Origin of the sequence: Enterobacter sp. WPR_3_1, from assembly GCF_003635055.1 — a bacterium.
Taxonomy (GTDB): Bacteria; Pseudomonadota; Gammaproteobacteria; order Enterobacterales; family Enterobacteriaceae; genus Enterobacter; species Enterobacter ludwigii.
This window is the reverse complement of the sequence record NZ_RBXU01000010.1, coordinates 414192-428677: the sequence shown is the minus strand read 5'-3', so window position 1 is coordinate 428677 and position 14486 is coordinate 414192. Positions and strand designations below refer to the sequence as shown.

At 54.9% G+C, this 14486-nt stretch carries 15 protein-coding genes; 11 read left to right on the top strand and 4 right to left on the bottom strand.

The window, feature by feature from the left end; all coding sequences use genetic code 11:
* Window positions 1-456: 456 nt before the first annotated feature.
* On the bottom strand, window positions 457-987 hold the full coding sequence (gene ppa / locus BJ887_RS13655; protein WP_020882913.1) for an inorganic diphosphatase: 531 nt from the start codon (window positions 985-987) through the stop codon (window positions 457-459).
* A 309-nt stretch (window positions 988-1296) separates the two neighbouring features.
* On the opposite strand from ppa, the gene ytfQ reads away from it, so the two are divergent.
* The 5 genes from ytfQ to BJ887_RS13630 all read left to right on the top strand — a co-directional run bounded on the left by ytfQ (window position 1297) and on the right by BJ887_RS13630 (window position 7569).
* Window positions 1297-2253, top strand: coding sequence for a galactofuranose ABC transporter substrate-binding protein YtfQ (gene ytfQ, locus BJ887_RS13650; protein ID WP_020882912.1), 957 nt, complete (start codon window positions 1297-1299; stop codon window positions 2251-2253).
* Window positions 2254-2377: 124 nt separating this feature from the next.
* Entirely contained in the window at window positions 2378-3880 is a 1503-nt protein-coding gene (ytfR, locus tag BJ887_RS13645; RefSeq protein WP_025205795.1) for a galactofuranose ABC transporter, ATP-binding protein YtfR, read from the top strand.
* 10 nt (window positions 3881-3890) lie between these two features.
* On the top strand, window positions 3891-4916 hold the full coding sequence (gene ytfT / locus BJ887_RS13640) for a galactofuranose ABC transporter, ATP-binding protein YtfT (RefSeq protein WP_025205793.1): 1026 nt from the start codon (window positions 3891-3893) through the stop codon (window positions 4914-4916).
* The gene (gene yjfF, locus BJ887_RS13635) at window positions 4903-5904 is read left to right on the top strand and encodes a galactofuranose ABC transporter, permease protein YjfF (protein ID WP_025205792.1); all 1002 of its coding nucleotides are present in this window, start codon (window positions 4903-4905) and stop codon (window positions 5902-5904) included. Before ytfT ends, yjfF begins: the two co-directional genes overlap by 14 nt.
* A 93-nt stretch (window positions 5905-5997) precedes the next feature.
* Window positions 5998-7569 carry a methyl-accepting chemotaxis protein gene (locus tag BJ887_RS13630; protein ID WP_025205790.1) on the top strand — a complete coding sequence of 524 codons (1572 nt, stop codon included), beginning with the start codon at window positions 5998-6000 and terminating at the stop codon, window positions 7567-7569.
* On the opposite strand, the gene BJ887_RS13625 is transcribed toward BJ887_RS13630, so the two are convergent.
* Both BJ887_RS13625 and fbp read right to left on the bottom strand, forming a co-directional pair.
* Window positions 7541-7897, bottom strand: coding sequence for a LysR family transcriptional regulator (locus BJ887_RS13625; protein WP_025205788.1), 357 nt, complete (start codon window positions 7895-7897; stop codon window positions 7541-7543). The two genes, BJ887_RS13630 and BJ887_RS13625, sit on opposite strands and share 29 nt — an antisense overlap.
* 148 nt (window positions 7898-8045) lie before the next feature.
* Window positions 8046-9044 (bottom strand): class 1 fructose-bisphosphatase, encoded by a 999-nt coding sequence (gene fbp, locus BJ887_RS13620; protein WP_020882906.1) that lies wholly within the window; start codon window positions 9042-9044, stop codon window positions 8046-8048.
* A 197-nt stretch (window positions 9045-9241) separates the two neighbouring features.
* Between fbp and mpl the strand changes: the two genes are divergently transcribed.
* The gene (mpl, locus tag BJ887_RS13615; RefSeq protein ID WP_014168372.1) at window positions 9242-10618 is read left to right on the top strand and encodes a UDP-N-acetylmuramate:L-alanyl-gamma-D-glutamyl-meso-diaminopimelate ligase; all 1377 of its coding nucleotides are present in this window, start codon (window positions 9242-9244) and stop codon (window positions 10616-10618) included.
* A gap of 92 nt (window positions 10619-10710) precedes the next feature.
* On the opposite strand, the gene yjgA is transcribed toward mpl, so the two are convergent.
* On the bottom strand, window positions 10711-11262 hold the full coding sequence (yjgA, locus tag BJ887_RS13610) for a ribosome biogenesis factor YjgA (protein ID WP_014168373.1): 552 nt from the start codon (window positions 11260-11262) through the stop codon (window positions 10711-10713).
* A 95-nt stretch (window positions 11263-11357) separates the two neighbouring features.
* Here yjgA and pmbA point away from each other — a divergent pair, with 95 nt between their 5' ends.
* From pmbA to BJ887_RS13585, 5 genes are all read left to right on the top strand, one after another.
* Window positions 11358-12710 carry a metalloprotease PmbA gene (gene pmbA / locus BJ887_RS13605; RefSeq protein ID WP_020882904.1) on the top strand — a complete coding sequence of 451 codons (1353 nt, stop codon included), beginning with the start codon at window positions 11358-11360 and terminating at the stop codon, window positions 12708-12710.
* A gap of 41 nt (window positions 12711-12751) precedes the next feature.
* Window positions 12752-13138: a cytochrome b562 gene (gene cybC / locus BJ887_RS13600; protein ID WP_014168375.1), complete on the top strand. Its 387-nt coding sequence runs from the start codon at window positions 12752-12754 to the stop codon at window positions 13136-13138.
* A gap of 318 nt (window positions 13139-13456) precedes the next feature.
* Window positions 13457-13795, top strand: coding sequence for a glycine dehydrogenase (locus BJ887_RS13595; protein ID WP_014168376.1), 339 nt, complete (start codon window positions 13457-13459; stop codon window positions 13793-13795).
* A 10-nt stretch (window positions 13796-13805) separates the two neighbouring features.
* Complete coding sequence (locus BJ887_RS13590; protein WP_003830384.1) at window positions 13806-14168, top strand: SFCGS family glycine-rich protein; 363 nt, start codon at window positions 13806-13808, stop codon at window positions 14166-14168.
* A 2-nt stretch (window positions 14169-14170) separates the two neighbouring features.
* Window positions 14171-14470, top strand: a complete 300-nt coding sequence (locus tag BJ887_RS13585; RefSeq protein WP_006810338.1) for a DUF4312 family protein — start codon at window positions 14171-14173, stop codon at window positions 14468-14470.
* Window positions 14471-14486 lie beyond the last annotated feature (16 nt).

Sequence of the window (14486 nt, the reverse complement as noted above, 5' to 3'; positions counted from 1 at the left end):
CAGGAGTGTGCTGACCAGCAACTCAATTAAAAAATAGCTATGGGTGATATTAGTAGCACCTGAGCTCAGGGTATGCCGTTTACTCTACCCGCTGTGCATTGCAACAAAAAGGGTAGACACACCTGTCTTCATAAAGACCTGAAGCAGACACGAAACGGGTATATTCGTCGGTAATTGTTTTAACGCAGCGAGTAGGGCAAAAGCAGGCTATTAATAGCGTTAGATAATATCAAAGACCTCTATCGGTAAATATCAGGCCATCACTCTCATAATACCCTGCAAGCTCTTCAAACAGGTCGGCTCTGCCGGGGACAAAACCTGGGGTCACAAGCTCATATATACTGCTGGTTCCTTGAGATGTTACCCGCTATACCGTATTTAGCGTGCCAGTGTCGCGTCAGACGCAAGGCATAAAAAAGCCCCGACTCGCGGGGCCTTATTATTCAACGGTAAGAATTACTTCTTCGCAGCGCGTTCGAAAGAGGAGATGATTTCCGCTTTCGCTGCTTCTGCGTTTTCCCAGCCGTCAACTTTAACCCACTTGCCTTTTTCGAGGTCTTTGTAGTGCTCGAAGAAGTGAGTGATCTGCGCTTTCAGCAGTTCTGGCAGGTCGTTCACATCTTTGATGTGATCGTACTCTTTGCTCAGTTTGGTGTGCGGAACAGCAACCAGTTTCGCATCTTCACCAGATTCGTCGGTCATTTTCAGCACGCCAACAGGACGGCAGCGAATGACTGCGCCTGGCTGCAGTGGGTATGGCGTTGGGACCAGTACGTCAACCGGGTCACCGTCCAGAGACAGGGTGTGGTTGATGTAACCGTAGTTGCATGGGTAGAACATGGCGGTAGACATGAAACGGTCTACAAACAGCGCACCGCTCTCTTTGTCCACTTCGTATTTGATAGGATCTGCGTTAGCCGGGATTTCGATAACTACGTAGATGTCTTCTGGCAGTTCTTTACCCGCAGGGACGTTGAGTAAGCTCATGTCTGTGTCCTTTAAAATGGATGGTAAACAAGTGGCAGGTATTATAGCCAACTGGCGCTGAATGTCTCCGCCTGTTTTCGTCTTCTCTCCACGTCCTCCCCACTTTTCAGACCGATTCCATGACAGGAAAATCCATAAACTCAGCCGCTTTTTTAATGGTGAAATGAAAGCGATTACAAACTTGTGATTAACGTTTTATTCACTTTTCTGAAGTGTGATGTAACGCAATTCGTTACATATTTCATTGGCTATAGTCATTTCGCAGAACATCTTTTAACCAACAATAAACACCCCTACGAGGACGTTCATATGTGGAAGCGCTTACTTCTTGTCACAGCAGTTTCGGCAGCCATGTCGTCTATGGCGATGGCCGCCCCTTTAACCGTAGGTTTTTCCCAGGTCGGCTCTGAATCCGGCTGGCGAGCGGCAGAAACCAACGTTGCGAAAAGCGAGGCCCAGAAACGCGGTATCACCCTGAAAATCGCCGATGCGCAGCAAAAACAGGAAAACCAGATCAAAGCCGTGCGGTCATTTATCGCCCAGGGCGTTGATGCCATCTTTATTGCGCCGGTCGTGGCCACTGGCTGGGAGCCGGTCCTGAAGGAAGCGAAAGACGCTGAGATCCCGGTTGTTTTGCTCGATCGTTCCATTGATGTAAAAGACAAATCTCTCTATATGACCACCGTCACCGCCAACAACGTTCTCGAGGGCCAATTAATTGGTGACTGGCTGGTGAAACAGGTGGATGGCAAGCCGTGTAACGTCGTTGAGTTGCAGGGGACCGTCGGGGCGAGCGTGGCCATCGATCGTAAGAAAGGCTTCGCGGAGGCCATCGCCAAAGCGCCAAACATTAAGATTATCCGTTCTCAGTCCGGCGACTTTACCCGCAGTAAAGGTAAAGAGGTCATGGAGAGCTTTATCAAGGCTGAAAACAACGGCAAGAACATCTGCATGGTTTACGCCCACAACGATGACATGGTGATTGGGGCTATTCAGGCCATCAAAGAAGCGGGGCTGAAGCCGGGCAAAGATATCCTCACTGGCTCTATCGATGGCGTGCCGGATATCTATAAAGCGATGATGGACGGCGAAGCGAACGCCAGCGTGGAGCTGACGCCAAACATGGCTGGCCCGGCATTCGATGCGCTGGAGAAATTCAAGAAAGACGGCACCCTGCCTGAAAAAGTGACGATCACCAAATCGACGCTCTACCTGCCTGACACCGCGAAAGAAGAGTTAGAGAAGAAGAAAAATATGGGCTACTAAGGCCTTTTCCCTCGCCCCTTACCCCACTCCTCTCCCCTGAGGGGAGAGGGTGTACAAGGGCGGGTAGACTGGCATGAACATTTCCCTCTCCCCAACCGGGAGAGGGCGAGGGTGAGGGGGAAACATGACCGACACACAACACCAGGAAATCCTCCGCACAGAGGGCTTAAGCAAGTTTTTCCCCGGTGTAAAAGCGCTGGATAACGTTGATTTTAGCCTGCGACGCGGTGAGATTATGGCGCTGCTGGGAGAGAACGGTGCGGGAAAATCGACGCTGATTAAGGCACTTACCGGCGTTTACCATGCCGATCGCGGCACAATCTGGCTAGAAGGCAACGCCATTTCGCCAAAAAACACCGCCCATGCGCAGCAGCTGGGGATTGGGACGGTTTACCAGGAAGTGAACCTGCTGCCGAATATGTCGGTGGCGGATAACCTGTTTATTGGCCGTGAGCCAAGACGCTTCGGCCTGCTGCGACGCAAAGAGATGGAAGCGCGGGCCACCAGGCTGATGGCATCCTATGGCTTCTCCCTGGACGTTCGCGAACCGCTGAACCGTTTTTCCGTCGCGATGCAGCAAATTGTCGCGATTTGCCGGGCGATCGATCTCTCCGCGAAAGTGCTGATCCTTGATGAGCCCACCGCGAGCCTTGATACCCAGGAAGTCGAAATGCTCTTTACCCTGATGCGCCAGCTGCGCGATCAGGGGGTAAGCCTGATCTTCGTCACCCACTTCCTCGATCAGGTGTATGAGGTCAGCGATCGCATCACGGTGCTGCGCAACGGCAGCTTTGTCGGCTGCCGCGAAACCCGCGAGCTGCCGCAGATAGAACTGGTCAAAATGATGCTGGGCCGCGAGCTGGAAACCAACGCGCTTCAGCGTGCAGGCCGCACGCTGCTCAGCGATAAACCGGTCGCAGCCTTCAGCGATTTTGGCAAAAAAGGGGTGATCTCACCCTTTAATCTGGACGTGCGGCCCGGTGAAATTGTCGGGCTGGCGGGCCTGCTGGGTTCCGGGCGCACCGAAACCGCTGAGGTGATCTTCGGGATCAAACCTGCGGACAGCGGCAGCGCGCTGATCAAAGGTAAACCGCAGACCCTGCGATCGCCGCATCAGGCCTCCTGCCTGGGCGTGGGCTTCTGCCCGGAAGACAGGAAAACCGATGGCATAATTGCCGCCGCCTCGGTGCGGGAAAATATCATTCTGGCTCTGCAGGCGCAGCGCGGATGGCTACGCCCCATCCCGCGGAAAGAGCAAAACGCCATTGCCGAGCGATTTATCCGTCAGCTCGGTATACGTACGCCGAGCGCTGAACAGCCCATTGAATTTCTCTCCGGTGGCAACCAGCAGAAGGTATTGCTGTCACGCTGGCTGCTGACTAAACCCCAGTTCCTGATCCTCGATGAACCGACGCGCGGTATCGACGTTGGGGCGCACGCCGAAATTATCCGGCTTATCGAAACGCTGTGTGCAGACGGTCTGGCGCTGCTGGTTATTTCATCCGAGCTGGAAGAGCTGGTGGGGTATGCCGATCGCGTCATCATCATGCGCGATCGTAAGCAGGTGGCAGAGATCCCGCTGGATAAACTGTCCGTTCCGGCAATCATGAATGCCATCGCGGCGTAAGGAGTTAATCGTGATGCCCCGTTCGCTTCCGCAAACCGGTGCAACCAGGCGCCGCTTCACCTGGCCTACCGGCACGCCGCAAATTATCGCGTTGCTGCTGGTGCTGCTGATCGATAGCCTGGTCGCCCCGCATTTCTTTCAGATTATCGTGCAGGATGGCCGGCTGTTTGGCAGTCCGATAGACATTTTAAACCGCGCCGCCCCGGTGGCGCTTCTGGCCATTGGTATGACGCTGGTGATCGCCACCGGCGGGATTGACCTCTCCGTCGGTGCGGTGATGGCCATCGCCGGCGCCACGGCAGCGTCCATGACCGTCGCCGGGCACAGCCTGCCGGTGGTGCTGTTGGCTGCATTAGGTACCGGGGTGCTGGCCGGACTGTGGAACGGCATTCTGGTGGCGGTCCTGAAAATTCAGCCGTTTGTCGCCACTCTCATCCTGATGGTGGCTGGACGCGGTGTGGCACAGCTTATCACCTCGGGTCAGATTGTGACCTTCAACTCCCCCGGCCTGGCATGGCTTGGCAGCGGTAAGTTGTTCTTCTTTCCGACGCCGATCGTTATTGCGCTGGTCACATTAGTGGTGTTCTGGCTCTTTACCCGTAAAACGGCGCTGGGCATGTTCATTGAAGCGGTCGGAATTAACATCCGTGCGGCGCGAAACGCCGGGGTTAATACACGGCTGATGGTTATGCTGACCTATGTGCTGAGCGGCATTTGCGCCGCCATTGCCGGGGTGATCGTCGCGGCGGACATCCGTGGTGCGGATGCCAACAACGCCGGGTTATGGCTGGAGCTAGATGCGATCCTGGCGGTGGTTATCGGTGGCGGATCGCTGATGGGCGGGCGGTTTAATCTGTTGCTCTCGGTGATCGGCGCGCTGATTATTCAGGGTATGAATACCGGGATCCTGCTCTCCGGTTTTCAGCCGGAACTCAACCAGGTGGTGAAAGCGGTGGTCGTGCTCTGCGTGCTGATCGTCCAGTCGCCGCGCTTTGTCAGCATCATTAAAGGGATCCGTGGCCATGATAAAACGTAATTTACCGTTAATGATCACCCTGGGCGTGTTTGTGCTGGGTTATCTCTACTGCCTGACGCAATTCCCGGGCTTTGCCTCTACCCGGGTGATTTGCAACATTCTGACGGATAACGCCTTTTTAGGCATTATCGCCGTTGGCATGACCTTTGTGATCCTCTCCGGCGGGATCGATCTCTCGGTTGGGTCGGTGATCGCTTTCACGGGCGTATTCCTCGCAAAAGCGATCGGTTTCTGGGGGATCTCGCCGCTGCTGGCTTTCCCGCTGGTGCTGGTGATGGGCTGCGCGTTTGGCGCATTTATGGGGCTTTTGATCGACGCGCTGAAAATTCCGGCTTTTATTATCACCCTCGCCGGCATGTTCTTCCTGCGCGGCGTAAGCTACCTGGTCTCGGAAGAATCGATTCCGATTAACCATCCTGTCTACGACACGCTCTCCAGCCTGGCGTGGAAAATCCCCGGCGGCGGTCGTCTGAGCGCGATGGGGTTGCTGATGCTGGGCGTGGTGGTGGTGGGGATCTTCCTTGCCCACCGTACCCGGTTTGGTAATCAGGTCTATGCCATTGGCGGCAGTGCCACCTCGGCAAACCTGATGGGGATCTCCACCCGCAGCACCACAATCCGCATCTATATGCTCTCGACCGGACTGGCGACGCTGGCGGGGATCGTCTTCTCGATTTATACCCAGGCGGGTTATGCCCTGGCAGGCGTCGGGGTGGAACTTGATGCCATCGCCTCGGTGGTGATTGGCGGCACGTTGCTCAGCGGCGGCGTTGGCACGGTGCTGGGGACGCTGTTCGGCGTGGCGATCCAGGGACTGATCCAGACCTATATCAACTTTGACGGCACGCTCAGTTCATGGTGGACCAAGATCGCCATTGGCATTCTGTTGTTTATTTTTATCGCCCTGCAGCGCGGCCTGACGGTGCTCTGGGAGAACCGACAAAGCTCGCCTGTTACCCGTGTAAACACTTCAGTAACAGAGACATAACACGCTGAATTTGCTTAAAGTCTAAACATTTTCCGGTAGCGGCCGATACTCTTTTTTTATGCCCAGAAATATCTCGCTACCGGAAATAATATCATGCTTAAAACGCTATCGATTCGTACCGGCTTGCTCTCTTTACTGGCCGTTATGACCCTTCTGCTGCTGATTGTCAGCGGCATTGGCATTTATGCCCTCACACAGAGTTCTTCTTCACTCCAGCGCATCAACCACCTTCAGGGTGAGCAGATGGTGCAGCTTAATTCTGGCTATACCCTGATCCTGCGCGCGCGTAATGAAGCGGGTCAGGCGGTCCGGATGATGGAAATCGGCATGCTGGATGACGCGGCCAAATCGGTGAAAAACATCAATCAGGAGATTGCCCAGGCCCGTAAAACGCTGAAAGGCGTGATCGACGGCGGGGTGGCGGATGAGCAGGGACAAAAACTGCTGGATAAGGTGGCCGCGAGCCTGGCGACCTATAACCAGCAGGGGATCGACCCGATGCTGAAAGCCCTGAACGATCAGAGCGCAGACAGCTATTACGATCTGCTGGAGAACACGCTGATCCCGGTGGCGGCGCAGTTTGATAATGATATGCAGGTCTTTCAGAAATGGAGCGAAGCGCGCGGGAAAGCGGAAGTGAAGGCCGTGCAGTCGAGCAAAAACCGGGTACTGATCCTGATCGTGGTGGCCGCGCTGCTGACGGCTGGCATTATTGTGCTGGCGTGGCTGGTACTGCGTCACATGCTGCTCAAACCGCTTTCGGCCTCCATTGCTCAGCTGGAGAACGTGGCGGCGGGCGATTTAACCCATACGCTGAATGACCCGGCGAGCCAGGAGTTTAACCGCCTGAACGCGGCCATTGAGGGGATGCGGCAGTCTTTGATGAACTCGGTTTTACGGGTACGTGATGCCAGCTCGCAAATTGATACCGGCAGCCGCGAGCTGACGGCGGGGAACATGGATCTTGCCCAGCGCACGGAATCCACCGCGACATCGCTTGAGCAGACGGCCGCCAGCATGGAAGAGATCACCGCCACGGTGAAACTCAATGCAGACAACGCCGAGCAGGCGCACCAGCTGGCGAAATCCGTGTCTGACACCGCCGATCACGGCAGCGAAATGGTCTGCTACGTCATTGAAAAAATGCGTGATATCGCCGGCAGTTCGGCACGCATCGCCGATATTCTGAGCGTCATTGACGGCATTGCCTTCCAGACCAATATTCTGGCGCTGAACGCCTCGGTGGAAGCGGCGCGCGCGGGTGAGCAGGGGCGCGGGTTTGCCGTTGTCGCCGGTGAAGTGCGAAACCTCGCCAGCCGCAGCGCTGACGCAGCAAAAGAGATCCGTTCGCTTATCAGTGATTCTCAGACCCACGTAAACGAAGGCAGCGAGCTGGCGCAGCAGGCTGGCGAAACGATGGATGAGATCGCAACAGAAGTACTGCGCATGACCAAACTGATGCGCGAGATTGCGACCGCGTCCCAGGAGCAGAGTCGCGGCATTGAGCAGGTGAATATTGCCGTGAATCAGATGGACGAAACCGCGCAGCAGAATGCGGCGCTGGTCCAGCAATCTTCTGCCGCGACGCGCTCGCTGGAAGAGCAATCGCGTCAGCTGATGGACGCCATGGCATCATTTAAACTGACGGCTCAGACAGCGGCATAATATTTTCCCGCCCCGGCGCATTCTGTGTCGGGGTTTTATGTGTCGCTGAATTTAATGCGCCAATATTATCGTGAATGTCGCCCATTAATATTTCCAGAGACTGGGTTAATGCTAATGCATTTTCAGTCGGCTCAAGATATAACCCTTTGCGGAAAAATAGCGGCTCGTCAAACAGCTGATTAAAGCGTTTTAATGCCAGACTCACCGCGGGGCGCGACATCTCCAGACGTACGGAGGCTTTTGCCATACTGCCGCAGCGGACCACTTCAATAAAAACAGGGATAAGATTTAAATCAATGCCGGTATTAGCACGGGAATAATTTTTCATGACGATTAGGCTCCAGGAAATATTTGTCAAACTGTTATGGAAATAATGCAGGAGCAAAACCGAATATTAAAGCGTGTTTTTTATAAACACTTATACGGTAAAATATATAAATGAAGCGGGGAGCCTGAATGGCTCCCCGTGTTATGGGTTATGCGTCCGGATACTCACGGATAAAACGTTCAACGTCATCAACCATATGGGTGTTGCCGACAAAGAACGAACGACGCTGGTGCAGGCTTTCCGGCACGATGTCCAGAATACGCTCTTTACCGTCGCTCGCCTTGCCGCCAGCCTGTTCGGCCAGGAACGCCATTGGGTTGCATTCATACAGCAGACGCAGCTTGCCGTCAGGGTGGCTAGCCGTGCTTGGGTAGAGGTAGATACCGCCTTTCAGCAGGTTGCGGTGGAAGTCAGCAACCAGCGAGCCGATATAGCGGGACGTGTACGGGCGCTGAGTGGCTTTATCTTCTTCCTGGCAGAACTTGATGTATTTCTTCACGCCGTTCGGGAATCGGATGTAGTTGCCTTCGTTGATGGAGTAGGTGTTACCCTTCTCCGGGAAGCGCATACGTTCCTGACTCAGGCAGAAAACGCCCAGCGAGGGATCGTAAGTAAAGGCGTGAACGCCGCAGCCCGTGGTGTACACCAGCATGGTGGAGGAGCCATAAACGACGTAACCGGCCGCCACCTGGTTACTGCCCGGCTGCAGGAAATCTTCCTCTGTCACCGGCGTGCCAACAGGCGTGACGCGGCGGTAGATGGAGAAAATGGTACCGACAGAAACGTTAACGTCGATGTTAGAGGAACCGTCCAGCGGATCCATCAGCACAACGTATTTAGCGTGTTCACACCCTTCGAAAACGACAATTTCATCTTCTTCTTCGGAGGCGATACCCGCCACGATGTCGCGCGCGCGCAGTGCAGCTTTCAGTTTTTCATTTGCGAACAGATCGAGTTTCTGTTGAACCTCGCCCTGAACGTTCTCGGCACCGCTGGCACCCAGGATATCGACCAGACCGGCCTTGTTGATATCACGGTGGATGATCTTAGCGCCCAGCTTTATTGCCGACAGCAAAGCAGTGAGTTCACCCGTAGCATGAGAAAACTCGTGCTGCTTTTCGACAATAAATTCACCTAACGTTTTCATAACACTTTCCCTGCATCTTTGTGAGTAGAGCGATTGTATGTTCACTAAAACGACTAAAGCCCAACAATCTTAACAAACATTCAAATATTAGCGCAGAGGTGAATCGCGCCAGCAATATACGGATTTACCTGAAATGCGTTTCGCTGTCGCTGACATGTGAGTAAAATGTGCGCCACATTGAAGAAGGATAGTGACGTATGCGCATTCATATATTGGGGATTTGTGGCACTTTCATGGGCGGACTGGCAATGCTGGCGCGCTCTCTGGGCCATGAAGTGACAGGTTCGGACGCCAATGTGTATCCGCCGATGAGCACGCTTCTGGAGAAACAGGGCATCTCTCTGATTCAGGGATACGATGCCAGCCAGCTGGATCCTGAGCCGGATCTGGTGATCATTGGCAACGCCATGACCCGCGGTAATCCGTGCGTTGAGGCGGTTCTGGAACGCAACATTCCGTTCATGTCTGGCCCGCAGTGGCTGCATGATTTCGTGCTGCGCGACCGTTGGGTCGTTGCCGTAGCCGGAACGCATGGCAAAACCACGACCGCCGGAATGGCGACCTGGATCCTCGAAGCCTGTGGTTATAAGCCAGGTTTTGTTATCGGGGGTGTGCCGGGTAATTTCGATGTTTCTGCGCGTCTGGGTGACAGCCCGTTCTTCGTGATCGAAGCCGACGAGTATGACTGCGCGTTCTTCGACAAGCGCTCCAAGTTCGTGCACTACTGCCCGCGGACGCTGATCCTCAACAACCTTGAGTTCGATCACGCCGATATTTTTGACGACCTGAAAGCGATTCAGAAACAGTTCCACCATCTGGTGCGCATCGTTCCGGGTCAGGGCCGCATCATCCTGCCGGAAAACGACATCAACCTGAAGCAAACCCTGGCGATGGGATGCTGGAGCGAGCAGGAGCTGGTGGGCGAGCAGGGGCACTGGCAGGCGAAAAAACTCAACGCGGATGCCTCCGAGTGGGAAGTGCTGCTCGACGGCGAGAAAGTGGGTGAGGTGAAGTGGGGCCTGGTGGGCGAGCACAACATGCACAACGGCCTGATGGCGATTGCCGCGGCACGTCATGTGGGCGTTCAGCCTGCGGATGCGGCGGATGCGTTAGGCTCGTTCATTAACGCCCGCCGTCGTCTGGAGCTGCGCGGTGAAGCCCACGGCGTCACGGTGTATGACGATTTTGCGCATCACCCGACCGCCATTCTGGCGACGCTTGCGGCCTTACGCGGCAAAGTCGGCGGGACCGCCCGCATTCTGGCCGTGCTGGAACCGCGTTCGAACACCATGAAAATGGGCATCTGCAAAGACGATCTTGCGCCATCCTTAGGGCGTGCCGATGAAGTCTTCCTGCTGCAGCCGCAGCATATTCCGTGGCAGGTGGCCGAAGTGGCCGATGCCTGCATTCAGCCTGCGCACTGGAGTGCGGATGTGGACGCGCTGGCGGATATGGTGGTGAAAGCCGCACAGCCTGGCGATCACATTCTGGTGATGAGCAACGGCGGTTTTGGTGGGATCCATCAGAAGCTGCTGGACGGTCTGGCGAAGAAAGCGCAGGCGGTCGTAGAGTAAAAAAAAGCCCGGTAGCGCTCACGCTTACCGGGCTTTTTCTCCCTCGCCCACAGGGAGAGGGGCGGGGTTAAGGGCACTCAACGATGCTGTGCTTACTCTTCGTTTTCAGACAGCTCACGCAGATACTGGAAAATCAGGCGTGCAGACTTCGGCGGCTTGTTCGCTTCTTTCTCTTTCTGGGCATTGCGGATCAACGAACGCAGCTGCTGGCGATCGGCATCCGGCCACAGGTTCAGTACTTCCGGTACCGCATCATCACCTTGTTCAATCAGACGATCGCGGATCTGCTCAAGCTTATGGAACAGCGCAACCTGCTGGTTGTGGCGGTTTTTCAGTTTGTCCAGGGCCTGGCGGATCGGTTCAACGTCACGCTGACGCAGCATTTTACCGATAAGCTGAAGCTGACGGCGACGGCCTTCTTTCTTGATTTTCTGTGCCAGTTCAATGGCATCGCGCAGATCCTGGTCGAGCGGGAGTTTATCCAGCGCGTTTTTACCCAGTTCTACCATTTCCGCGCCAAGCTGTTTTAACTCTTCGGCGTCACGTTTAATTTCACTTTTACTGACCCAGATGATCTCATCATCTTCGTCTTCGATGTCATCACCGGGAACGTCGTCGAGCCAGTCTTCGGGCTGCTTAGTCATGTCAGGCTCCTTAAAAAAAGAGGCTAATGTTACCAGTTAAGACGCGCACTGAAAAACGGTTCTCTGTTAGACTTCAATTAACTCTCTCTTACAGTATGGCATTTGCGATGAAAGTAACCTCACAAGTTGAAGCGCAGCGTAAGATTCTGGAAGAAGCCGTCTCCACCGCGCTGACGCTCGCTTCAGGTAAATCAGATGGCGCCGAAGTGGCGGTAAGCAAAACCACCGGCATCAGCGTCAGCACCCGCTACGGCGAAGTGGAAAATGTAGAATTCAACAGCGATGGCGCCCTGGGGATCACGGTTTATCACCAGAATCGCAAAGGCAGCGCGTCATCGACCGATCTCAGCCCGGATGCCATTGCCCGTACGGTGCAGGCTGCGCTGGATATTGCGCGTTACACCTCGCCCGATCCTTACGCCGGCGTTGCCGACAAAGAGCTGCTGGCATTCGATGCCCCGGATCTCGATCTTTTCCACCCGGCGGAAGTGACGCCGGACGAAGCAATCGAACTGGCTGCCCGTGCCGAGCAGGCGTCTCTGAAGGCCGATAAACGCATCACCAATACCGAAGGTGGAAGTTTTAACAGCCACTACGGTATCAAAGTGTTTGGTAACAGCCACGGGATGCTGCAGGGCTACTGCTCAACGCGCCATTCGCTCTCCAGCTGCGTTATCGCTGAAGAGAACGGTGATATGGAGCGTGATTACGCCTACACCATCGGTCGCGCGCTGGGCGATTTGCAGTCACCTGAGTGGGTTGGCGCAGAATGCGCGCAGCGCACGCTGTCCCGTCTGTCGCCACGTAAACTCTCCACCATGAAAGCCCCGGTCATTTTTGCCAATGAAGTGGCGACCGGCCTGTTTGGCCACCTGGTGGGGGCGATTGCCGGGGGCTCCGTTTACCGTAAATCGACGTTCCTGCTCGACTCGCTGGGCAAGCAGATCCTGCCGGAATGGTTGACCATTGAAGAGCATCCGCACCTGCTGAAAGGGCTGGCCTCGACGCCGTTCGACAGCGAAGGTGTGCGCACCGAGCGCCGCGATATCATCAAAGACGGCATTCTGACGCAGTGGCTGCTGACCAACTACTCTGCGCGCAAGCTGGGGCTGAAAAGCACCGGTCACGCGGGCGGCATTCACAACTGGCGAATCGCGGGTCAGGGCCTGAGCTTTGAGCAGATGCTTAAAGAGATGGGCACCGGTCTGGTCGTCACCGAGTTAATGGGCCAGGGCGTAAGCGGCATTACCGGCGATTACTCGCGCGGCGCGGCGGGCTTCTGGGTTGAGAACGGTGAAATTCAGTATCCGGTAAGCGAAATTACCATCGCCGGCAACCTGAAAGACATGTGGCGCAATATTGTTACTGTCGGTAACGATATTGAAACACGTAGCAATATACAGTGTGGTTCAGTCCTCTTACCGGAGATGAAAATCGCCGGGCAGTAATACCCGTAAAGGCGTTTTAATAATAAAAAAGGAAGTGAGCAATGCGTAAACACCTGTTAGCGATCGTCGCAGCGTCAACGCTGGTTCTTGGTTCTTCTGCGTTTGCTGCCGATCTTGAAGACGACATGGGCATCCTCAGTGAAAACCTGAAGGTGGTGCAGAAAACGGACAATGCGGCGGAAATGAAAGGCGCATTGACCAAAATGCGTGAAGCGGCACTGGACGCGCAGAAATCCACGCCGCCAAAGCTGGAAAATAAAGCGGCAGACAGCGCTGAGATGAAAGACTACCGCCACGGCTTTGACGTGCTGGTCGGTCAAATTGACGGCGCACTGAAGCTTGCCAATGAAGGCAAAGTGAAGGAAGCCCAGGCGGCAGCCGACCAGTTTGTGACCACGCGTAATACCTATCACAAAAAGTATCGTTAATTCTCGGTACGCGCTTTCCCCGTGCGGGGGCGGTTAATCGCCCCCGCATGTTTGCTCTCCGGGCATAAGAAAACCTTATCCACCTCACATATTTGCACGCCTGCCCATAATCTTTTTCGCTCCCACGCCCCCTTAATTGCCGTCAGATAGCGTGATATTCATCACGTAAATACAGTGATTTATCTATATTCAGCATATTTATGTGGCACAGATCACTGCCGGTGCTCGCCTTTCCACTTCGAAGTGGAAAACAACTCGCTACAAACAATTCCCCCCCAACGTTAGTTTTATTCCAGAGCCATTAACGGGGTAAGACGAGTGATTAACGGAGCGGTAATGAACGACGTTGGAGATCAGGCGGTGCAAACAGAGCAGCTCGCTAACACCATGCTGGCGCAGGTGTATGCCCTGCTGGCCCGGCACAACATCATCCCCAACGCAGTACAGGAACAGATGCTCACCTCCCACGTTCGCGCGATGGCGCACCGGTCCGTGACCGGCGAGCCGCTGCCGGAGGTTGAAGCCGAGCTGTTCGACGAAATTTCTCCCGATTCAATGCGGCTTGCCCGTGAAGTGGTCGCGCAGTTTGGCAACCTTCCTGATGAAGAGGCCTGGCTGCTTTCCGTTCACTTCGAAGTCGCGAAAGACAACCTTTAAGGAGCAACACATGGAACAGATTACAGTCGTGATTGGCGATCGCCTGGGTAAAGGTCAGAAAGTGGCGGCAGGCGTTGAAAAAGCCGGTGGACGCGCGGTTGTCGTGCCGGGTGTGGCGGCAGACATGAAGCTCGGTGACGTGATGAAAGCGGAAAATGCCACCTTCGGCATCTCCTTCTGCGGCAGCGGCGGCGCGGGTGCCATCACCGCACAAACCAAATATGGCTACAAAGCCAAATACGGCATGCGTTCAGTGGATGAAGGTGTCACCGCCATCAATGAAGGCTGCAATGTGCTGGGCTTTGGCTTTATGGATAAAGAAGAGCTGGGCGAGCGTCTGGTTCAGGCGTGGCAGAAGAAACACGGCGCATAAGCATGAAAGAACAGTTCACAACCACGGTGAGAGTGAAGGGCAAAGGCGACGCTAAAGCGCGCGCCTTTGCTGATGCGCTCAACCACGTTCAGGCCGCGGTGATGAAAGCCTCACCGCATATCTTACTGCGTATTGAGCCACAGGATGTGCAGGTCGTTCAGGCGCAAGAAGCGGTGCGTAAAGAAGCTTTTCTGTTCTTCTTTCTGCGCCGGGAAAGACGCACCTACAGCGTGGAGCTGGATGTGACCGTCAACGTGACTGCCATCAATCTCGACCAGGTGGATTTCGTCACGCAACGCTGATTATTCATAAAAGGGC

What these genes read in the sequence shown, in the direction of transcription:
- ppa (WP_020882913.1), bottom strand. Translation starts at nt 987, where the DNA reads ATGAGCTTACTCAACGTCCCTGCGGGTAAAGAACTGCCAGAAGACATC.
- ytfQ (WP_020882912.1), top strand. Translation starts at nt 1,297, where the DNA reads ATGTGGAAGCGCTTACTTCTTGTCACAGCAGTTTCGGCAGCCATGTCG.
- ytfR (WP_025205795.1), top strand. Translation starts at nt 2,378, where the DNA reads ATGACCGACACACAACACCAGGAAATCCTCCGCACAGAGGGCTTAAGC.
- yjfF (WP_025205792.1), top strand. Translation starts at nt 4,903, where the DNA reads ATGATAAAACGTAATTTACCGTTAATGATCACCCTGGGCGTGTTTGTG.
- BJ887_RS13630 (WP_025205790.1), top strand. Translation starts at nt 5,998, where the DNA reads ATGCTTAAAACGCTATCGATTCGTACCGGCTTGCTCTCTTTACTGGCC.
- BJ887_RS13625 (WP_025205788.1), bottom strand. Translation starts at nt 7,897, where the DNA reads ATGAAAAATTATTCCCGTGCTAATACCGGCATTGATTTAAATCTTATC.
- fbp (WP_020882906.1), bottom strand. Translation starts at nt 9,044, where the DNA reads ATGAAAACGTTAGGTGAATTTATTGTCGAAAAGCAGCACGAGTTTTCT.
- mpl (WP_014168372.1), top strand. Translation starts at nt 9,242, where the DNA reads ATGCGCATTCATATATTGGGGATTTGTGGCACTTTCATGGGCGGACTG.
- yjgA (WP_014168373.1), bottom strand. Translation starts at nt 11,262, where the DNA reads ATGACTAAGCAGCCCGAAGACTGGCTCGACGACGTTCCCGGTGATGAC.
- pmbA (WP_020882904.1), top strand. Translation starts at nt 11,358, where the DNA reads ATGGCATTTGCGATGAAAGTAACCTCACAAGTTGAAGCGCAGCGTAAG.
- cybC (WP_014168375.1), top strand. Translation starts at nt 12,752, where the DNA reads ATGCGTAAACACCTGTTAGCGATCGTCGCAGCGTCAACGCTGGTTCTT.
- BJ887_RS13590 (WP_003830384.1), top strand. Translation starts at nt 13,806, where the DNA reads ATGGAACAGATTACAGTCGTGATTGGCGATCGCCTGGGTAAAGGTCAG.
- BJ887_RS13585 (WP_006810338.1), top strand. Translation starts at nt 14,171, where the DNA reads ATGAAAGAACAGTTCACAACCACGGTGAGAGTGAAGGGCAAAGGCGAC.